Origin of the sequence: Streptomyces sp. NPDC005863 (assembly GCF_042871345.1) — a bacterium.
GTDB lineage: Bacteria > Actinomycetota > Actinomycetes > Streptomycetales > Streptomycetaceae > Streptomyces.
In genome coordinates this window covers 46,792-63,961 of record NZ_JBIAII010000008.1, presented here as the reverse complement: position 1 = coordinate 63,961, position 17,170 = coordinate 46,792, and the positions used below count along the sequence as shown (strand labels likewise).

Here is a 17,170-nt window from a genome sequence, read left to right as displayed (position 1 = left end):
CAGTACAACGAGTCTGGGCGGCCGCACGAGGAGTCTCTGCGATTGTCGGTGCCGCGCGTTAGGGTCGCCAGGACACGGGGGGACGTGTGTACGGCATACGTCCGGGGATTCGGGGGAGGTGGGGCGCGTGGCCGAGCGGAACTGTCTGGTGACGAACGACTGGATCTGCGGGGAATACGTCCGCTCCCGCAGCCAGGAGTTGATCGACGCGACCCTGCAACACGTGGGGATCACGGTCGTGTCGGTGGCCATCGGCGTCGCGGTGGCGCTGCCCCTCGCGCTGCTCGCGCGCCGCGTGCGGTTCCTCGCGGGACCGATCCTCGGCGTGACGACCGTGCTGTACTCGATCCCCTCGCTGGCGATGTTCTCGCTGCTGCTGCCCTTCTTCGGGCTCTCGGCCTCGCTGGTCGTCACGGGCCTCGTGCTGTACTCCCTGACGGTCCTCGTGCGGAACATCCTGGCCGGCCTCCAGGCCGTCCCCGACGAGGCGCGGGACGCCGCCAAGGGGATGGGGTACGGACCGCTGCGGCTGCTGTGGGAGGTGGAGCTGCCGCTCGCGCTGCCCGCCCTGCTGGCCGGCATCCGCATCACCACGGTCTCCACGGTCGCCCTCACCACCGTCGGCGCCATCGTGGACTACGGCGGCCTCGGCACCCTCATCCTCGACGGCCTCGACACGACCTTCAAGGCCCAGGTGCTCACGGCGTCGGTGCTCTGCGTGCTCCTCGCCGTCGTCGCCGACCTGCTGCTCCTCGGGCTCCAGCGGTGGCTGACGCCCTGGACGAGACCCCATCGAATACGGACGAGCCGTGCCGCGCGGAAGGCGGCCACGGCCAAGGTGGCGGAGCCTGCATGAACGCGATCACCGGGGCGTACGACTGGCTGACCACGGGCGCCAACTGGCAGGGCGAGAAGGGGGTGTGGCACCGCCTCGCCGAGCACCTGTACTTCAGCGGGGTCTGCCTCGCGGTCGCCTGCGCCATCGCCCTGCCGCTCGCGCTCTACCTCGGCCACATCGGCCGGGGCGGCGCCCTCGCGGTCAACATCTCCAACGTCGGCCGCGCGGTGCCCACGCTGGCGCTGCTGATCCTGCTCACCCTCACCCCGCTCGGTGAGCACGGCGACGCGCCGACGCTGATCGCGCTGGTGCTGTTCGCCGTCCCGCCGCTGCTGACCAACGCCTACCTCGGGATGCGCGAGGTGGACCGGTCGGTGGTGGAGGCGGCGCGCGGCATGGGCATGAGCGGCGGCCAGTTGTTCGCGCGGGTCGAGCTGCCGCTCGCGTACCCGCTGATCATGACCGGCGTCCGGTCCGCCGGTGTGCAGGTCGTCGCCACGGCCACGCTCGCCGCGATGGCGGGCGAGGGCGGCCTCGGCCGGATCATCACGGCCGGCTTCAACCTGCAGAACACGCCCCAAGTGGTGGCGGGCGCCGTCCTCGTGGCGCTGCTCGCGCTGCTGGTGGAGGGCGTCCTGGTGGTGGCCGGGCGCCTCTTCGACCCGATGCGGCGCTAGGACGCGGTCCGGTACGGCGAGTTCTTGTTTCCTTCCCTTTCGAAATGGTGGTTCACCGATGAACAGCACAACGCGTCGCGCGCGACGGATGGCAGGGGCGGCCGCGGTCGTCGTGGCGCTGACCGCGGGGCTCGCCGCGTGCGGCGGGGATGACCTGGAGGACAAGGGGGCGGACAAGGCGGGCGACGGCGGCAAGGGCTCGATCGTGGTGGGCTCCGCGCGGTTCACCGAGCAGAAGGTGCTGGCCGAGCTCTATGCGGGCGTCCTGTCGCACGCCGGTTATGACGCGCAGGTCAAGACCGTGCAGAACCGCGAGATCTACAAGCCCGAACTGAAGAAGGGCTCCATCGACGTCGCGCCCGAATACGCGGCGACGCTCGCGGAATTCCTCAACCTGGAGAAGAACGGCCCGAAGGCGAAGACCGTGGCCTCCAGCGATCTGGACACCACGGTGAGCGCACTGGAGAAGCTCGCGAAGCCGCAGGGCCTGAAGGTGCTTCCGGCCGGCAAGGCGGTCGACCAGAACGCGTTCGCGGTCTCCGCGGAATACGCGAAGGAGCACAAGCTCAAGACCCTCTCGGATCTCGGCAGGTCGGGCGAGAAGGTCAAGATCGCGGCGGGCGACGAATGCGAGACCCGGCCGTTCTGCGCGCCGGGCCTGAAGTCGAAGTACGGCATCGACGTCGACGGAATCGACCCCAAGGGCGTCGGCACCACGCAGTCCAAGCAGGCCGTCAAGAACGGCACGGACCAGTTGGTGCTGACCACGACGACCGACGCGACGCTGAAGAACTACGACCTCGTCATCCTCGAGGACGACAAGAAGCTGCAGAACGCGGACAACATCCTTCCCGTGGTGAACGCGAAGGAGGCCGGCGGCAAGGAGATAGCCGAGGCGCTCGGGAAGCTGACGAAGACGCTGACGACGGACGACCTCATCGAACTCAACCGGAAGGTCGACGAGGAGCGGCAGAAGGAAGCGGATGTCGCGAACGAGTATCTGAAGTCGAAGGGGCTGATCTAGGGCTCGGGTTCCGGGAGTCCAGGGCTCGGGTTCCCGGAGTCGGTTCCTGGAGTCGTTCTCGGCCCCGTTCTTCGGGGTGTGCGCGGGGCCGAGGCGAAGTTGATCAAGGAAATGCCGGAGAAGTCGCATGGTCGATGCGGACGTTGACCGCTGAAGCAATGCGGCCGAGGGGTGGGGAGTTGTGGCGAGATATGGATGAGACGCCTGCTTTTTGCCGGGCGGGGCACCAGACTTCGCCTACGCGCGGTAAGTTTCTGGCCATGCCACGTGGACGTCACCGCCATTCCCCACCCCTGCACAGGCTGCTTCCTCCGTCGACGATCGCCGGCGTCTCTGTTCTCAGCGCGGGCAGCGCCTGGATGTTCGCGGAACCGATCGTGCTCCGCGGGCTCGTCGCGGCCGCGGCGGCCGCCGCCGTCGTCGGCTCGGTCGTCATGCGGCGCTGGGACCAGGCGGCCGGCAAGCGCGTCGCCGAGCTCGGCCGGGCCCGCGCGAGCGACGAGTGGCGTTACGAGGAACGGATAGCCGAGGCCGAGTCCGACCTCGAGGAGTCCCGCGAGCTGCGGGTCCGCCTGGAGACGAAGCTGCGCGCCAAGCGGTCCGAGCTGGCTGCGCTGCGCAACGAACACGCCGCGCTGCTGCGGCGGTACGCCACCGCGGAGACGGAGCGGGCCAGCGCCCTTGAGGGGCGGCGGCTGCTCGCCATCGAGGCGTCCTCGCCGGCGCCCGCGTTGCCTGCGGCGGGAGCGGGGCCGGCCGCGGGTGGTTCCGGCAGTGGTGCCGAGGACTTGGTGCCCGCGGTGCCTGGCGGGGCGCCTTCGCGGGGTGAGGTGCCGGTACGGGGGCCCGTGGCGGGCGAGGCGCCGGTACAGGGTGAGGTGCCGCTACAGGGTGAGGTGCCGGTTCAGGGTGAGGCGTCGGGGCGTGCGGGGCGTTCCGCTTCCGCTTCCGCCGGCCGTTCGGAGCGGCCCGGTACGAGTCCCACTCCCTCGCTGTTCCTGCGGGCCAACGCGGCGCTCGACCGTATGACCCCCCGGCCGAGGTCCGAGGCACCGCCCGAGGCGGAGGGCGAGTCGCGGGGGAAGCCCGGGGCGGCCGACGGACAGGGCGGGCACGAGCGCGCGGTCGCCGTCGCGCCGCCCGCGCAGGTGCGGCGCCCGGTTCCCCAGGGCGGTTTCGACTTCTTCGGCACGAAGAACGTGGCGCCGGCGGCGCTGGAGTCCGTGCAGAACGCGGACCTCGCCGACGTGGTGGGCGAGGAGGCCCTCGCGGTCCACAAGGCGGAGTCCGAGGGCGAGTTCAAGAACGCGCCCGAGGACGACGCGGCGCGGGGTGTCGGCCAGGTCATCGACCTGACGGCCCATGACGAGACGGAACAGATCGATGTGGCGGGGCTGAGGACGGCTCTCCGAGCGTGAGCGCTCCGCTGGGTTTGGCGGTTCTTCGGGGGGTTGGGGGGCCGGTGTCGTTTGTCGGCTGCGGGTTCGGGGTGGCTGGGGTTTTTTGCGCAGTTCCCCGCGCCCCTAGGTCAGCCGGCTCGCTGTCGGCCGGTTCCGCGGGGAGACTGCGGTTCTGTGTGCGCAGTTCCCCGCGCCCCTGAACCACTGGACGTCTCAGGACATCCAGCGGTCCGGGCGGGCCTGTTTGCGGCTTGTGCGGGAGCGGTCCGCCTGGGAGTTGAGGAGGGCCCGCGCCTCCTGAGTGGGGCGCAGGCGGGCCGTCACCGTCTTGTTGGCGCCCGTGTCCACCCGTACGTCCGCAACGTCCTTGTGCCGCTCCCAGGGGCCTTGGGAGAGCCGCACGCTCTGCACCTTCGCGTGCGGTACGAGCGAGAGGCGGCGCTTGAGCAGGCCGTGGCGTGCCGCGAAGACCTCTTCGGTGATCGCGAGCCCGTACCCCTTCCACCAGAGCGGCACGCACCACGCCGCGCGTGCGGGCGGCCGTACGAGCTCGTCCGCGTCCGGCACCCGCACGCCCGGCAGCACCCGGCCGATCACCGCGGCCGCCTGCGCGCGCGGCGCCACCGGCACCAGGACGCCGTTGGCCGACCCCGCCACGTCCAGCTCGACCCGCACCCAGCCGAGCCGCCGCCACAGCAGCGGCTGCACGATGTGCACGGTCTGCACGCGGCCCGGCGGCACCGTCTCGTGGGCCTTGTCGAGCAGTCCGTAGTCGATGCGGAGGCCGTCCGGGGACTCGCCCACCGTCCAGTCGTACTCCTTGATGAAGCGGCCGCCACTGCTCGCGAACGCGCCGCCCAGCATGGGAATGGCGGTCGCGAGGACCGTCCATACGTTGTGCGTGGCGAGCCAGAGGAGTGTGGGCACCGCGAGCGCGGCGACCAGCAGCACCCACGGGCCGCCGGTCAGCAGGAGCGAGACCGCGAGCATGCGCGGCTGCACGTGCAGCAGGTTCCGTACGGGCGCCTCGCCGACCTCGCGCGCCTGTTCGGGCGCGAAACCGGCCGCCCGCGCGAGGAGTTCGGCCCGCAGCTCGGCGGCCTCGCGCTCGCCCAGGTAGGCCAGTTCGTCCTTCTTCTCCGCGCCGACGACGTCCAGCTTGAGCTTGGCGACGCCCGCGACACGGGCGAGCAGCGGCCGTGTCACGTCGACGGCCTGGAGCCGGTCGAGCCGGATGTGGGCGGTGCGCCGGAAGAACAGGCCGGTGCGGATGCGCAGTTCGGTGTCGGTGACGGAGAAGTGGGTGAACCACCAGCTCAGGAAGCCGTAGAGGGCGCCGCCGACGATGACGGCGGCGCTGGCCAGGAGCAGGGTGGTGGCGGTGAGTTGGGAGAGGCGCTGCTGTGCGCTGTTCGGATCGTGGATCGCCCAGCCGGCCACGATCGTGAACGGCGCCCAGGCGCGCCGCAGCGGCGTGACGGGGTGCAGCCGCCGCTCACTCCCAGGGTCGCCTCCAGAACCGCCTCCGGTGCCGCCCGCGCCCGCCTCGGTGCCGTCCGCGCCCGTGCCGTCCACGCCGGTACCGGTGCCGTCCGCGCCCGTGCCGGCCGCGCCCGCCTCGGCGTCGCCGAGCACCTCGCGGCCCCCGCCCCCGGCCTCACCGCCCTGCCGTACCCCGCTCACAGCCCCGCCGATCGGGCCTCGCCGAGCTCCGTCAGGCGGTCACGGAGGCGTTCGGCCTCCTCGGGGAGGAGGCCGGGGATGCACGCGTCGGTGGCCGCCGCGGCCGTGTGCAGCTGGACGCTGGCCAGGCCGAAGCGCCGCTCCACCGGGCCCGACGTGACCTCGACGAGCTGCATCCGGCCGTAGGGCACGACCGTCTCCTCGTGCCAGAGCACGCCCCGGCTGATGAGCAGGTCGTCGGCGCGCTCCGCGTACCGCCACGAGCGCCAGTTCCGCCCGAGGACCGGCCAGCCCCAGACCACCGCGGCGAGCGGCACCAGCGCGAAGGCGGCCCAGACCGGGCCCACGAAGAGGCCGAGCAGCACACCGACGGCGGCCGCCAGCGGCACCAGCCAGACCACCAGGAGCAGCCGCCGCAACCGCAGCAGACCGCGCGGCAGCCCGATCCACACCGGCTCCGCCCGCGCGTCGCCGACCGGTCCTGCGGGCCCCGCCGTCCCCGTTTCCATGCCCCCAGCGTACGTACGCCCTGTGACAGCCGGGCGCCCACGCGCGGCCGCCCGTACGAGAGACTGTCGCCATGAGTCCCACGACGGAGTCCACGCCGCAGGCCCCCATGGAGACCACGCTCGGCATCGGCGGAGCGGCCGAGAGCACCGACATGGTGCTCAACATCGGCCCCCAGCACCCGTCCACGCACGGCGTGCTGCGCCTGCGCCTGGTCCTGGACGGCGAGCGCATCCAGCACGCGGAGCCGGTCATCGGCTACATGCACCGCGGCGCGGAGAAGCTCTTCGAGGCCCGGGACTACCGGCAGATCGTGATGCTGGCCAACCGCCACGACTGGCTGTCGGCGTTCTCGAACGAGCTGGGCGTCGTCCTGGGCGTGGAGCGGATGCTCGGCATGGAGGTGCCCGAGCGGGCCGTCTGGATGCGCACCCTGCTCGCCGAGCTGAACCGTGTGCTCAACCATCTGATGTTCCTCGGGTCCTACCCGCTCGAACTGGGCGGCATCACCCCGGTGTTCCACGCGTTCCGCGAGCGCGAGGAGCTCCAGAACGTGATGGAGGAGATCTCCGGCGGCCGCATGCACTACATGTTCAACCGCGTCGGCGGCCTCAAGGAGGACCTGCCCGCCGGCTGGCCCACGCGCGCGCGTGCGGCGGTCGCTTCGGTGCGTTCGCGGATGGACGTGTACGACCGTCTGGTGCTCGGCAACGAGATCTTCCGCGGCCGTACGCGCGGCGTCGGCGTCCTCACGGCCGAGGCGGTGCACGCCTACGGAGTGAGCGGTCCCATCGCCCGCGCCTCCGGAGTCGACTTCGACCTGCGCCGTGACGAGCCGTACCTCGCGTACGGGGAACTGCAGGACACCCTGAAGGTCGTCACGCGCCAGGAGGGCGACTGCCTGGCCCGCTTCGAGTGCCTCTTGGAGCAGACGCACAACGCCCTCGCCCTCGCGGACGCCTGCCTGGACCGGCTCGCGGAGCTCCCGCAGGGCCCCATCAACCAGCGCCTGCCCAAGGTCCTCAAGGCCCCGGAGGGCCACACCTACGCGTGGACCGAGAACCCCCTCGGCATCAACGGCTACTACCTCGTCAGCAAGGGCGAGAAGACCCCGTACCGCCTGAAGCTGCGCTCCGCCTCGTACAACAACATCCAGGCGCTGGCCGAGCTGCTCCCGGGGCAGCTCGTCGCGGACATGGTGGCGATTCTCGGCTCACTCTTCTTCGTGGTCGGGGACATCGACAAGTAGGCCCGCCGCCTCCGGAAACACCGCCTCCAGGGCCACGCCCACCGGTTGCAGCAGCCAGCCGAAGTCGCCGAGGCCGCCGGGCGCGGTGAGTTCCGCGGCCTCGCCCGCGCGCGCGAGGGCCCGTACGTAGCCGGCCGGGTCGCTGGAGGCGAGGGCCAGCGGCGGGCGTCCGCCGCTCACGCCGAGGGCGCCGAGCGCCGCCCGCTGGTCGAGCAGCGCCGCGCCCTCGCCCGCGCAGGCGTCCAGCGCCACGTGGGCGGTGATGTCACAGCTGCCGTCGGGCACGGGCGCCGCCTCCCGGCCCGCCCTGAAGCCCGTCAGCGTCCCGAACGGCGGCCGGGCGTCCCGGGCGTGGGCGTAGTCGACCGCGACCGCCAGACCGCGCCTCAGGGCCCGCACGGCCCCCGCCCACGCCTCGTCCCGGGAGCGGCCGACCTCCGCGCGCAGACCGGGCTCGTGGGCCTGCGGCCACCAGCGCGCCAGCCAGTCGGCGTCCGGTCCCTCGACGCGGCCGCCCGGCGACTCACGGCCGTCGTCGTCCACGAGCACCAGGCGGGGCGTTCCGTCGGGCGCCACCTCGACGACGTCCACGGGCACGTTGTCCAGCCACTCGTTGGCGAAGAGCAGCCCCGCGACACCCGCGGGGGGCGTGGCCCGCCACTCGATGCGCGGGTCGAGGCCGGCCGGGCGCTCGGCGCGCTCCACCGCGTACGCGCGTACGCGTGCCGCCACCTCGGCGGGGAGCGCGGCGAGAACGCCCGTGGTCAGCTCGCCGCGGCCCGCCCCCATGTCGACGAAGGCCAGCTCGTCCGGGCGACCGAGCGCCGCGTCCAGACGACACAGCAGCCGCGCCACGGCGGCCGCGTACAGGGGCGAGGCGTGCACGGAGGTGCGGAAGTGGGCGGCGGGCCCCTCGGGGCGGCGGTAGAAGCCGTCGGGCCCGTACAGGGCGGCCTCCGTCGCCTCGCGCCAGCCGCGCGGGGCGCGCGTGCCCGCTTCGGTGTTGTCGTTCGTCACAGCCCGCAGGCTAAGCGGGCCTCCACCTTGGGGAGTACATGTGCCCGACAGGGATCGGACCTCCGGTTGACCCGAGGGGCTCGCGGGGCTGCCTACGCTGGGTTACGTGCAGCGCCTCTACGACTTCTTCCGCAGACACCCGACATGGGTCGACGGCTTCTGGGCCTTCGTCCTCCTCGGGATCTCCGGGATCGGTCTGGTCACCATGTCCGAGGGCAACGGATACGACCCGACGCCCGTGGCGATCCCGGTCGTCGTCGGCCTCTCCGTGGTGGTGGCGCTGCGTCGGCGGGCGCCCGAGAAGATGCTGGTGCTCGCCGCGGTCATCGGCTTCGTCCAGCTCGTCTTCGACGTGGAGACGTTGCCCTCGGACTTCGCGATGCTGGTGATCATCTACACGGCGGCGGCCGTCGGGGCGAAGTGGGCCTCACGGTTCGCGCTGATCGGCGGCCTGTGCGCGGCCCCGCTGTCGATGATGCGCTGGCCCTCGGAGAACTCCGGCGTCGTCGGCAACGTGTTCTTCACGATCTTCCAGATCGTGCCGTTCGCCCTCGCCTGGGTGCTCGGCGACTCCATCCGCACCCGCCGCGCCTACCTGGCCCAGCTGGAGGAGCGCGCCGACCGCCTGGAGAAGGAGCGCGAGGCGCAGTCGAAGGTCGCGGTCGCCGCCGAACGGGCCAGGATCGCCCGCGAACTGCACGACGTCGTCGCGCACAACGTCTCCGTGATGGTGGTCCAGGCCGACGGCGCCGCGTACGTCCTGGACACCGCGCCCGACCAGGCAAGGAAGGCCCTGGAAACCATCTCGGGCACCGGCAGGCAGGCGCTGGCCGAGATGCGCAGGCTGCTCGGCGTGCTGCGCACCGGCGAGCCCGAGGAGAGCGGCGAGTACGTCCCGCAGCCCGACGTCGAGCAGCTCGACGAGCTCATCGAGCAGGTCCGTACGGCGGGGCTGCCCGTCGACTTCAAGGTGGAGGGCACCCCGCGCCCGCTGCCCAGCGGCGTCGAACTGACCGCCTACCGCATCGTGCAGGAGGCACTCACCAACACCCGCAAGCACGGCGGGGAGAACGCCGGGGCGAGCGTGCGCCTGGTCTACTTCGACGACGGCCTGGGGCTGCTCGTCGAGGACGACGGCAAGGGCGCGCCGCACGAGCTGTACGAGGACGGCGGGGCCGACGGCAGCGGGCACGGCCTGATCGGCATGCGGGAGCGCGTCGGCATGGTCGGCGGCACCCTGGACGCGGGGCCGCGCCCCGGCGGCGGATTCCGCATCAGCGCGCTGCTGCCGCTCAAGCCCGCACACTGACACCTCGGACATCCGCCACCCTCGGACACCCGCACCGAACCTTTCCCGAAGGGACTCTCTTGATGTCGATCCGCGTGATGCTCGTCGACGACCAGGTGCTGCTGCGCACCGGGTTCCGGATGGTGCTCGCCGCCCAGCCGGACATGGACGTCGTGGCCGAGGCGGGTGACGGTGTCGAGGCCCTGGAGGTGCTGCGCGCGACCGCGGTCGACGTGGTGCTGATGGACGTCCGCATGCCCAAACTGGACGGCGTGGAGGCGACCAGGCGCATCTGCCAGGACGCGAACCCCCCGAAGGTGCTGATCCTGACCACCTTCGACCTCGACGAGTACGCCTTCTCGGGGCTGAAGGCGGGCGCGTCCGGCTTCATGCTCAAGGACGTGCCGCCGGGCGAGCTGCTCGCCGCGATCCGCTCGGTGCACAGCGGCGACGCGGTGGTCGCGCCGTCCACCACGCGCCGGCTCCTCGACCGCTTCGCGCCGATGCTGCCGAACACCGGCGGCCAGCCGCAGAACAAGCGCCTTGAGCGCCTCACCGACCGGGAGCGCGAGGTGATGATCCTCGTCGCGCAGGGCCTGTCGAACGGCGAGATCGCGGCGCGCCTCGTCCTGTCGGAGGCGACCGTGAAGACGCACGTCGGCCGCATCCTGACCAAGCTGGAGCTGCGGGACCGGGTGCAGGTCGTCGTCCTCGCGTATGAGACGGGGCTCGTACGGGCCGGGGGCGCGTAGACCCGCGCCCGTCGGGGGGCGAGCCGCGGGGTGGGCTCGGCCTACCGCAGGACGCCCTCGATGAAGTCGCTGCCCAGGCGTGAGACCACGCTGATGTCCAGCTGGTGCTGCACATAGCGCCCGCGGCGGCGCGTGGTGATCAGGCCGGCCTTCTTCAGGACGGTCAGGTGCCGGGATATCTCCGGCGCCGTCATGCCGTGCGAGTCGGCCAGCTCGCTCGTGGTGTACGCCCCGCGCGCGAGGTGCCGGCACAGCCGCATCCGCACCGGGTGGGCCAGCGCGGACATGCGGCGGGTGAGCTGCTCGACGGTGGGCGGCGAGGTGAGGCCGGGGGTGCTGACGGGGTACGTGATCGACGCCTGCCAACCCTTGCGGTGCAGCACCATGAGGTGCGGCCAGCCGAGGCTGGTCGGGACGAGGACGAGGCCTCCGGAGGCCGTGTGGGTCTGGCCCTCGGTGATCTTGTCGACGGTGATGGTCCGGCCGCTCTCGTCGAGGGAGAGCGCCCCGGAGACCGCCTTCAGGGTCTCCGTGAGGCCCTTGTGCCGCAGCAGGTCGGTCTTGTGCCGGGCGTCCGCGGCCAGTTGATGGTGCAGCCGGGCCCAGGTGTCCGCGAAGAAGGCCTCCTCGCAGTCCTCCAGGAGGGTGCGGAACCACGCGCGGACGACCGGCGGGTCGGTGAGCAGCCGCTTGGTGAACAGCACCTGCTGGGGGCCGCGGGCCGCCGCCAGGTCGAGCGCGCGGCGCTGCACGGCCGGGTCGGTCAGGATCTCGCGGTTCGGCTCCGAGTACGTCGACTGGCAGGTGAACTCCAGGGCGGCGTCCACGAACTGTTCGTCGGTCAGCTTGTCCAGCTGGTCGAGCTCCTCGGCGAGCGTGGCTCCGGGGAGGGCGTTCTGCCCCTGGATGCCGGCGAACGGCGCGAACACGTCCGAGAACGTCGTGCGCCACAGGAAGTCGGCCTCGCACATGCGGTCCGCGAGGCACGGGTCCAGACGCGCGGAGACCGCCGTCACCCACCCCTGGAGGCCCGGGTGGTGGCCCGGCTCGGACAGCGCGTGCAGCGCCATGCCGAGCTCGGCCAGGGGGGAGGGCACGACGTGGATGCGCTCCTGGGTCAGCCCGGTGATGTCGATGCGCACGCTCATGGCCCCATGGTGCACCGTGCCACCGACAGCGCGGCCGTCGATTGACGGCGCCCGTCAATCGACGCGACGCCGACGGGGCGGCGGGAGCAAGCTGTGGTCATCGGAAAACGCGGCAGCGTCGCCGCGACCGACGCCCGGCCACCCTGACCGGCCACACCCCGACCGGCCGACCTGACCGGCCGCCTTCATCCGACCCACCCCCATCCGACCCACCCCCATCCAACTCACCCCCTCCGCGAGACCCCCAGCCCATCGATGTCCGTTAAGTACCATTTGTTACGAGAGGTGTTCCGTCATGAGCGTCACCCAGCAGTACCTCCTCGACGCCTACCGCGCCGCCCAGCACGGTGCCCCGACGCCGCCCGCCCCCGGCCAGGGCGACTGGCAGGCCGTCCGCGAGGTCCGCGACTACGGACGCTTCCGTGCCGTGGTGGCGGAACGCCCCGCCCACGGCCGGTTCCGCGCCGCCCTGGCCCGGCTCGTGCACGCCGGCCGGCTCAGCGGGGGAGCCGGCGCACGAACTCCGCGACCGCTTCCTTGACGTCGTCGGCCGTCCACGCCAGGCCCTCCTCGGTTACGGTGACCTCCGTGACCGAGAGGCCCGGCGGCCCATCCGCGAACCAGCGCCCGAAGAGCAGCGTGCCGGTCTCCTCGGCCTGCGCCACGGAGACCTCGGCCAGCACGTCCGGCGCGTACGGCAGCCACACCTGGAACTGATGGGTGTGCGGGCGCTCGGGATGTACGCGCGAGAAGGGCACCCCGGCCGCCGCGAACCCCTCGTGCAGCGCCTCGGCGACCACGCGCGCGTGGGCCACGTACACCGGCAGCCGGGGGAGTCTGTGCCGCAGGCCCAGCAGCGCCGAGACCGCCGTGGGGAACTGCTGGAACACCTGCCCCCCATAGCGGTGGCGCCACACCCTGGCCTCCTCGACAAGCGTGCGCGGGCCGGCCAGCGCGGCGCCGCCCAGCCCTTCGAGGGACTTGTAGAACGACACGTACACCGAGTCGGCGAGCCCGGCGATCTCGTCGAGGCCGCGCCCGAAGTGGTCCGTGCACTCCCACAGGCGGGCGCCGTCGAAGTGCACGACGGCGTCCCGCTCGCGGGCCGCCGCCACGACCGCCTCCAGCTCCTCCCACTCCGGCAGGACGTAACCGACGTCCCGGAGGGGCAGTTCGAGCATCAGCGCCCCGAGGGGCTCGTCGAAGTCGCGCACCTCGTCCGCCGTCGGCAGCCGCGGCTCGCCCGTCGGGTGCACCGTCCGCAAGCCACTGAGCACGGAGAAGGCACCGCCCTCGTGCAGCTCGGGGTGCGCCTTCGGGTGCAGCGCCACGGTCGCGTTCCCGGTACGGCCCGCCCAGCAGCGCAGTGCGACCTGCTGCGCCATGGTGCCGGTCGGGAAGAACGCCGCGTCCTCCATGCCGAGCAGCCGCGCGACCTCGGCTTCCAAGGTGGCCACGACGGAGTCGCCGTACACGTCGGCGGGCTCGTCCGGGCCGGCCACCTCGGGGGCGGCGGCCGCCAGGGCCGAGAGGCGCTCGGTCAGCGGGACGTGGACGGCGGCGCGGTGCAGGGTGCGGGCCGCGCTGCGGTGGGCGGCGCGGCGCCGGTCCGACGCGAGCCGTTCCGGTGGCTCGGACCGCTCTTCGACTGTGCTGTGGGAGGGCATCCTCAGAGCATGGACCGCCCGCGGCCACCGGGCACACGGATATCCACAGCCACCGGCCACCGGTCATACGAACAGCCACAGCCTGTGGACAGCGGCAGACGCGGCGCCGACCGATAGCGTTAACATGACGAGAAATCGTCCGGTACCCCGAGCGGACTGGAACGGAAGGCGCCGCAGCGTGAACGCATCGCATCAGCCAGACCCGCGGGACCGCCCCGCGAGGCTCACCGTCGGAGTCGTGGGAGCGGGCCGGGTCGGCCCCGCCCTCGCCGCGGCGCTGCAGCTCGCCGGGCACCGCCCGGTGGCCGCGTCCGGGGTCTCCGACAGCTCCGTACGACGAGCCGCCGCCCTGCTGCCCGACGTGCCCCTGGTCCCGCCCGCGGAGGTCTTGGAGCGCGCCGACCTGGTCCTCCTGACCGTCCCCGACGACGCCCTGCCCGGCCTCGTCGAGGGCCTCGCCGAGACCGGCGCCGTCCGCCCCGGCCAGCTCCTCGTGCACACCTCCGGGCGGTACGGCACCCAGGTCCTCGACCCCGCCCTGCGCGCCGGCGCCCTGCCGCTCGCGCTGCACCCCGCCATGACGTTCACCGGCACCGCCGTCGACGTACAGCGCCTCGCCGGATGCTCCTTCGGCGTCACCGCCCCCGAGGAGCTGCGGCTCGCCGCCGAGGCCCTGGTCATCGAGATGGGCGGCGAACCGGAGTGGATCGACGAGGAGAAGCGCCCGCTCTACCACGCGGCTCTCGCCCTCGGCGCGAACCACCTGGTCACGCTGGTCGCCGAGTCCATGGACCTGCTCAAGGACGCCGGAGTGACCGCCCCGGACCGGATGCTCGGCCCGCTGCTCGGGGCCGCCCTGGACAACGCCCTGCGCTCCGGCGACGGCGCGCTCACCGGCCCCGTCGCGCGCGGCGACGCGGGCACCGTCGCGGCGCATGTCGCGGAGTTGCGCAAGCACGCCCCGCAGACCGTCCCCGGCTATCTCGCGATGGCCCGCGCCACCGCCGACCGCGCCCTCGCCCACGGCCTGCTCAAGCCGGAGCTCGCCGAGGACCTCCTCGGCGTCCTCGCCCACGGTGCGGCCGGCACCGGCGGCACCGAAGGGGGAGACCGATGAGCACCCACCCGATGGGCACCGACCCGATGAGTGCCGACCTGCTGCACACCGGCGCGGCCCTTCGTACGCGTGCGCGTGCGGGCCGCCGGGCCGTCGTCATGACCATGGGCGCCCTGCACGACGGACACGCCTCGCTGATCCGCGCCGCCCGCCGCGCCGCGGGCCCCGACGGCGAGGTCGTCGTGACCGTCTTCGTGAACCCCCTGCAGTTCGGGGCGGGCGAGGACCTCGACCGCTACCCCCGTACCCTCGAAGCCGACGTCAAGATCGCCGAACAGGCGGGCGCGGACGTCGTGTTCGCCCCCGACGTGGACGAGGTCTACCCCGGCGGCGAGCCCCAGGTCCGCATCACCGCGGGCCCCATGGGCACCGTCCTGGAGGGCGCCACACGGCCCGGCCACTTCGACGGCATGCTCACCGTCGTCGCCAAGCTGCTGCACCTCACCGCCCCCGACATGGCGCTGTTCGGACAGAAGGACGCCCAACAGCTCGCCCTGATCCGCCGCATGGTGCGCGACCTGAACTTCCCCGCGGAGATCGTCGGCATCCCCACCGTCCGCGAGGACGACGGCCTGGCCCTCTCCAGCCGCAACCGCTACCTCTCCCCGGACGAGCGGCGCACCGCCCTCGCCCTCTCCCAGGCCCTCTTCGCCGGCCGCGACCGGCACGCCGCACAGGAGGCCCTGCGCGCGCGGGCCGCGAGCGCCCCCGCCACGCGCGCGCGTGCCGTCGCCCTCAGCGAGATCGGCGAGTCCCGCGCGGCGGCCGACGCGCACGCCGTGGCGTACTCCGCGGAGCCCTCCGCGTCCGGCGGCCCGGCCGCCGTCGTCGCGGCCGCCCGCCTCGTCCTGGACGACGCGGCCCGCCTGAGCCCCCCGCTGGAGCTGGACTACGTGGCGTTGGTGGACCCGGCCGACTTCACCGACGTACGCCCCGGCCACCAGGGCGAGGCCGTCCTGGCCGTCGCCGCCCGGGTCGGCTCGACGCGCCTGATCGACAACATCCCGCTGACGTTCGGAGCCGCCCTATGAGCGCGCGCCACCCGCGACCGAGCACAGCGTCCGTACGGTTGAACGGAGTCCCCGCATGAGCGCCACCGGCATACGGCTGTACGCACCCGCCCCCGGCTGGTCCCTCGACGCCGACGTCGTGGTCGTCGGCTCCGGAGTGGCCGGTCTGACGGCCGCCCTGCGCGCCTCGGCGGCCGGCCTGAAGACCGTCGTGGTGACCAAGGCCCGCCTCGACGACGGCTCCACCCGCTGGGCGCAGGGCGGCGTCGCGGCGGCGATCGGCGAGGGCGACACCCCCGAACAGCACCTGGACGACACCCTGGTGGCCGGCGCGGGCCTCTGCGACGAGGCGGCCGTCCACACCCTCGTCACCGAGGGCCCCGGTGCCGTACGCCGCCTCATCGACACCGGCGCCCACTTCGACCGAGACCCCGAAGGGGCCATCGAGCTGGCCCGTGAGGGCGGTCACCACCGCCGCCGCATCGCGCACGCGGGCGGCGACGCGACCGGCGCGGAGATCTCCCGCGCCCTGGTCGAAGCGGTCCGCGCGCGCGGCATACCGACCGTGGAGAACGCGCTGGTCCTCGACCTGCTCACCGACGCCGACGGCCGCACCGCCGGCGTCTCCCTGCACGTGATGGGGGAGGGCCAGCACGACGGCGTGGGCGCCGTGCACGCCCCCGCCGTGGTCCTCGCGACCGGCGGCATGGGGCAGGTCTTCGCCGCCACCACCAACCCGTCCGTCTCCACGGGCGACGGCGTCGCGCTCGCCCTGCGCGCGGGCGCCGAGGTCTCCGACCTCGAATTCGTCCAGTTCCACCCGACGGTGCTCTTCCTCGGCGCGGACGCGGAGGGCCAGCAGCCGCTGGTCTCCGAGGCCGTCAGGGGCGAGGGCGCGCACCTGGTGGACGCCGACGGCGTGCGCTTCATGGTGGGACAGCACGAGCTGGCCGAGCTCGCGCCGCGCGACATCGTCGCCAAGGGCATCACGCGCCGCATGCTGGAAAAGGGCACCCAGCACATGTACCTGGACGCCCGGCACTTCGGCGCCGAGATGTGGGAGAACCGCTTCCCGACGATCCTCGCCGCCTGCCGCGCCCACGGCATCGACCCGGTCACCGAGCCCGTCCCGATCGCCCCCGCCGCGCACTACGCCTCCGGAGGCGTCCGCACCGACCGGCACGGCCGCACCACCGTCCCCGGCCTGTACGCCTGCGGAGAGGTCGCCTGCACCGGCGTCCACGGCGCCAACCGGCTCGCCTCCAACTCCCTGCTCGAAGGCCTGGTCTACGCCGAGCGCATCGCCGACGACATCGCCGCCCGGCACGCGGAGAACGCCCTCCACGCGCGCGTGCCCGCCCCGGTCACCCAGCCCGAGACGCCCACGCACCCGCTGCTGCCGCCCGAGGCCCGCTTCACCATCCAGCGCGTCATGACCGAGGGCGCCGGAGTGCTGCGCTCCGCCGACTCCCTGGCCCGGGCCGCGGACCGGCTGGCCCGCATCCACGCCGAGGCCGCGGGCGCCCTCGCCGAACACGGCAAGACCTCCGAGCCCGGCGTCGACACCTGGGAGGCCACCAACCTCCTCTGCGTCGCACGGGTCCTGGTGGCCGCCGCCCAGCGCCGCGCGGAGACACGCGGCTGCCACTGGCGCCAGGACCACGCCGACCGCGACGACACCGCCTGGCGGCGCCACATCGTCGTACGCCTGAATCCGGACCGGACGCTGGCGGCGCACACCACCGAGACCCACGACTTCCCTCCGACCCGTCCCAGCCTCCAGGAGCAGTGAC

Annotated in this window: 16 protein-coding genes; 11 read left to right on the top strand and 5 right to left on the bottom strand. The window is 73.1% G+C overall.

Annotation, left to right across the window (positions count from 1 at the left end; genetic code table 11):
- The first annotated feature begins 127 nt into the window (after positions 1–127).
- The 4 genes from ACFYO9_RS26145 (at position 128) to ACFYO9_RS26130 (ending at position 3,957) form a co-directional block, all read left to right on the top strand.
- The gene (locus ACFYO9_RS26145; protein ID WP_358709834.1) at positions 128–856 is read left to right on the top strand and encodes an ABC transporter permease; all 729 of its coding nucleotides are present in this window, start codon (positions 128–130) and stop codon (positions 854–856) included.
- Positions 853–1,515: an ABC transporter permease gene (locus tag ACFYO9_RS26140; protein ID WP_358778481.1), complete on the top strand. Its 663-nt coding sequence runs from the start codon at positions 853–855 to the stop codon at positions 1,513–1,515. The genes ACFYO9_RS26145 and ACFYO9_RS26140 overlap by 4 nt, the downstream gene beginning before the upstream one ends.
- A 58-nt stretch (positions 1,516–1,573) precedes the next feature.
- On the top strand, positions 1,574–2,539 hold the full coding sequence (locus ACFYO9_RS26135; RefSeq protein ID WP_358778480.1) for an ABC transporter substrate-binding protein: 966 nt from the start codon (positions 1,574–1,576) through the stop codon (positions 2,537–2,539).
- A 260-nt stretch (positions 2,540–2,799) separates the two neighbouring features.
- The gene (locus ACFYO9_RS26130; protein WP_358778479.1) at positions 2,800–3,957 is read left to right on the top strand and encodes a hypothetical protein; all 1,158 of its coding nucleotides are present in this window, start codon (positions 2,800–2,802) and stop codon (positions 3,955–3,957) included.
- 195 nt (positions 3,958–4,152) lie between these two features.
- On the opposite strand, the gene ACFYO9_RS26125 is transcribed toward ACFYO9_RS26130, so the two are convergent.
- The gene (locus ACFYO9_RS26125; protein ID WP_388666619.1) at positions 4,153–5,622 is read right to left on the bottom strand and encodes a PH domain-containing protein; all 1,470 of its coding nucleotides are present in this window, start codon (positions 5,620–5,622) and stop codon (positions 4,153–4,155) included.
- Positions 5,619–6,131: a PH domain-containing protein gene (locus ACFYO9_RS26120; protein ID WP_355811138.1), complete on the bottom strand. Its 513-nt coding sequence runs from the start codon at positions 6,129–6,131 to the stop codon at positions 5,619–5,621. Before ACFYO9_RS26120 ends, ACFYO9_RS26125 begins: the two co-directional genes overlap by 4 nt.
- Positions 6,132–6,202: 71 nt before the next feature.
- On the opposite strand from ACFYO9_RS26120, the gene ACFYO9_RS26115 reads away from it, so the two are divergent.
- On the top strand, positions 6,203–7,378 hold the full coding sequence (locus ACFYO9_RS26115; protein ID WP_355811141.1) for an NADH-quinone oxidoreductase subunit D: 1,176 nt from the start codon (positions 6,203–6,205) through the stop codon (positions 7,376–7,378).
- Here the strand turns inward: ACFYO9_RS26115 and ACFYO9_RS26110 are convergent.
- Positions 7,343–8,395, bottom strand: a complete 1,053-nt coding sequence (locus ACFYO9_RS26110) for an SAM-dependent methyltransferase (protein ID WP_358778478.1) — start codon at positions 8,393–8,395, stop codon at positions 7,343–7,345. The genes ACFYO9_RS26115 and ACFYO9_RS26110 overlap by 36 nt on opposite strands.
- A 106-nt stretch (positions 8,396–8,501) precedes the next feature.
- On the opposite strand from ACFYO9_RS26110, the gene ACFYO9_RS26105 reads away from it, so the two are divergent.
- Positions 8,502–9,704: a sensor histidine kinase gene (locus ACFYO9_RS26105; RefSeq protein ID WP_358778477.1), complete on the top strand. Its 1,203-nt coding sequence runs from the start codon at positions 8,502–8,504 to the stop codon at positions 9,702–9,704.
- Between the two features lie 62 nt (positions 9,705–9,766).
- A complete protein-coding gene (locus ACFYO9_RS26100; protein ID WP_355811150.1) occupies positions 9,767–10,435 on the top strand; it encodes a response regulator transcription factor in 669 nt (222 codons plus the stop codon).
- Between the two features lie 41 nt (positions 10,436–10,476).
- On the opposite strand, the gene ACFYO9_RS26095 is transcribed toward ACFYO9_RS26100, so the two are convergent.
- Positions 10,477–11,583, bottom strand: a complete 1,107-nt coding sequence (locus tag ACFYO9_RS26095) for a DUF5937 family protein (protein ID WP_355811152.1) — start codon at positions 11,581–11,583, stop codon at positions 10,477–10,479.
- 295 nt (positions 11,584–11,878) lie between these two features.
- Here ACFYO9_RS26095 and ACFYO9_RS26090 point away from each other — a divergent pair, with 295 nt between their 5' ends.
- Positions 11,879–12,124: a hypothetical protein gene (locus tag ACFYO9_RS26090; protein ID WP_355811155.1), complete on the top strand. Its 246-nt coding sequence runs from the start codon at positions 11,879–11,881 to the stop codon at positions 12,122–12,124.
- Here ACFYO9_RS26090 and ACFYO9_RS26085 read toward each other — a convergent pair.
- The gene (locus ACFYO9_RS26085; RefSeq protein ID WP_358778476.1) at positions 12,081–13,250 is read right to left on the bottom strand and encodes a beta-eliminating lyase-related protein; all 1,170 of its coding nucleotides are present in this window, start codon (positions 13,248–13,250) and stop codon (positions 12,081–12,083) included. The two genes, ACFYO9_RS26090 and ACFYO9_RS26085, sit on opposite strands and share 44 nt — an antisense overlap.
- Positions 13,251–13,428: 178 nt before the next feature.
- On the opposite strand from ACFYO9_RS26085, the gene ACFYO9_RS26080 reads away from it, so the two are divergent.
- Genes ACFYO9_RS26080 through ACFYO9_RS26070 form a run of 3 tightly spaced genes read left to right on the top strand, consistent with a single transcriptional unit; the run spans position 13,429 to position 17,169 of the window.
- Complete coding sequence (locus ACFYO9_RS26080; protein WP_355811161.1) at positions 13,429–14,367, top strand: DUF2520 domain-containing protein; 939 nt, start codon at positions 13,429–13,431, stop codon at positions 14,365–14,367.
- A 26-nt stretch (positions 14,368–14,393) separates the two neighbouring features.
- Positions 14,394–15,398: a pantoate--beta-alanine ligase gene (gene panC, locus ACFYO9_RS26075; RefSeq protein ID WP_358778489.1), complete on the top strand. Its 1,005-nt coding sequence runs from the start codon at positions 14,394–14,396 to the stop codon at positions 15,396–15,398.
- A 55-nt stretch (positions 15,399–15,453) separates the two neighbouring features.
- Positions 15,454–17,169 (top strand): L-aspartate oxidase, encoded by a 1,716-nt coding sequence (locus ACFYO9_RS26070; protein ID WP_358778475.1) that lies wholly within the window; start codon positions 15,454–15,456, stop codon positions 17,167–17,169.
- The last annotated feature ends 1 nt before the right edge of the window (position 17,170 follow it).

What these genes read in the sequence shown, in the direction of transcription:
- ACFYO9_RS26140 (WP_358778481.1), top strand. Translation starts at nt 853, where the DNA reads ATGAACGCGATCACCGGGGCGTACGACTGGCTGACCACGGGCGCCAAC.
- ACFYO9_RS26100 (WP_355811150.1), top strand. Translation starts at nt 9,767, where the DNA reads ATGTCGATCCGCGTGATGCTCGTCGACGACCAGGTGCTGCTGCGCACC.
- ACFYO9_RS26070 (WP_358778475.1), top strand. Translation starts at nt 15,454, where the DNA reads ATGAGCGCCACCGGCATACGGCTGTACGCACCCGCCCCCGGCTGGTCC.
- ACFYO9_RS26135 (WP_358778480.1), top strand. Translation starts at nt 1,574, where the DNA reads ATGAACAGCACAACGCGTCGCGCGCGACGGATGGCAGGGGCGGCCGCG.
- ACFYO9_RS26095 (WP_355811152.1), bottom strand. Translation starts at nt 11,583, where the DNA reads ATGAGCGTGCGCATCGACATCACCGGGCTGACCCAGGAGCGCATCCAC.
- ACFYO9_RS26115 (WP_355811141.1), top strand. Translation starts at nt 6,203, where the DNA reads ATGAGTCCCACGACGGAGTCCACGCCGCAGGCCCCCATGGAGACCACG.
- ACFYO9_RS26120 (WP_355811138.1), bottom strand. Translation starts at nt 6,131, where the DNA reads ATGGAAACGGGGACGGCGGGGCCCGCAGGACCGGTCGGCGACGCGCGG.
- ACFYO9_RS26130 (WP_358778479.1), top strand. Translation starts at nt 2,800, where the DNA reads ATGCCACGTGGACGTCACCGCCATTCCCCACCCCTGCACAGGCTGCTT.
- ACFYO9_RS26085 (WP_358778476.1), bottom strand. Translation starts at nt 13,250, where the DNA reads ATGCCCTCCCACAGCACAGTCGAAGAGCGGTCCGAGCCACCGGAACGG.
- panC (WP_358778489.1), top strand. Translation starts at nt 14,394, where the DNA reads ATGAGTGCCGACCTGCTGCACACCGGCGCGGCCCTTCGTACGCGTGCG.
- ACFYO9_RS26090 (WP_355811155.1), top strand. Translation starts at nt 11,879, where the DNA reads ATGAGCGTCACCCAGCAGTACCTCCTCGACGCCTACCGCGCCGCCCAG.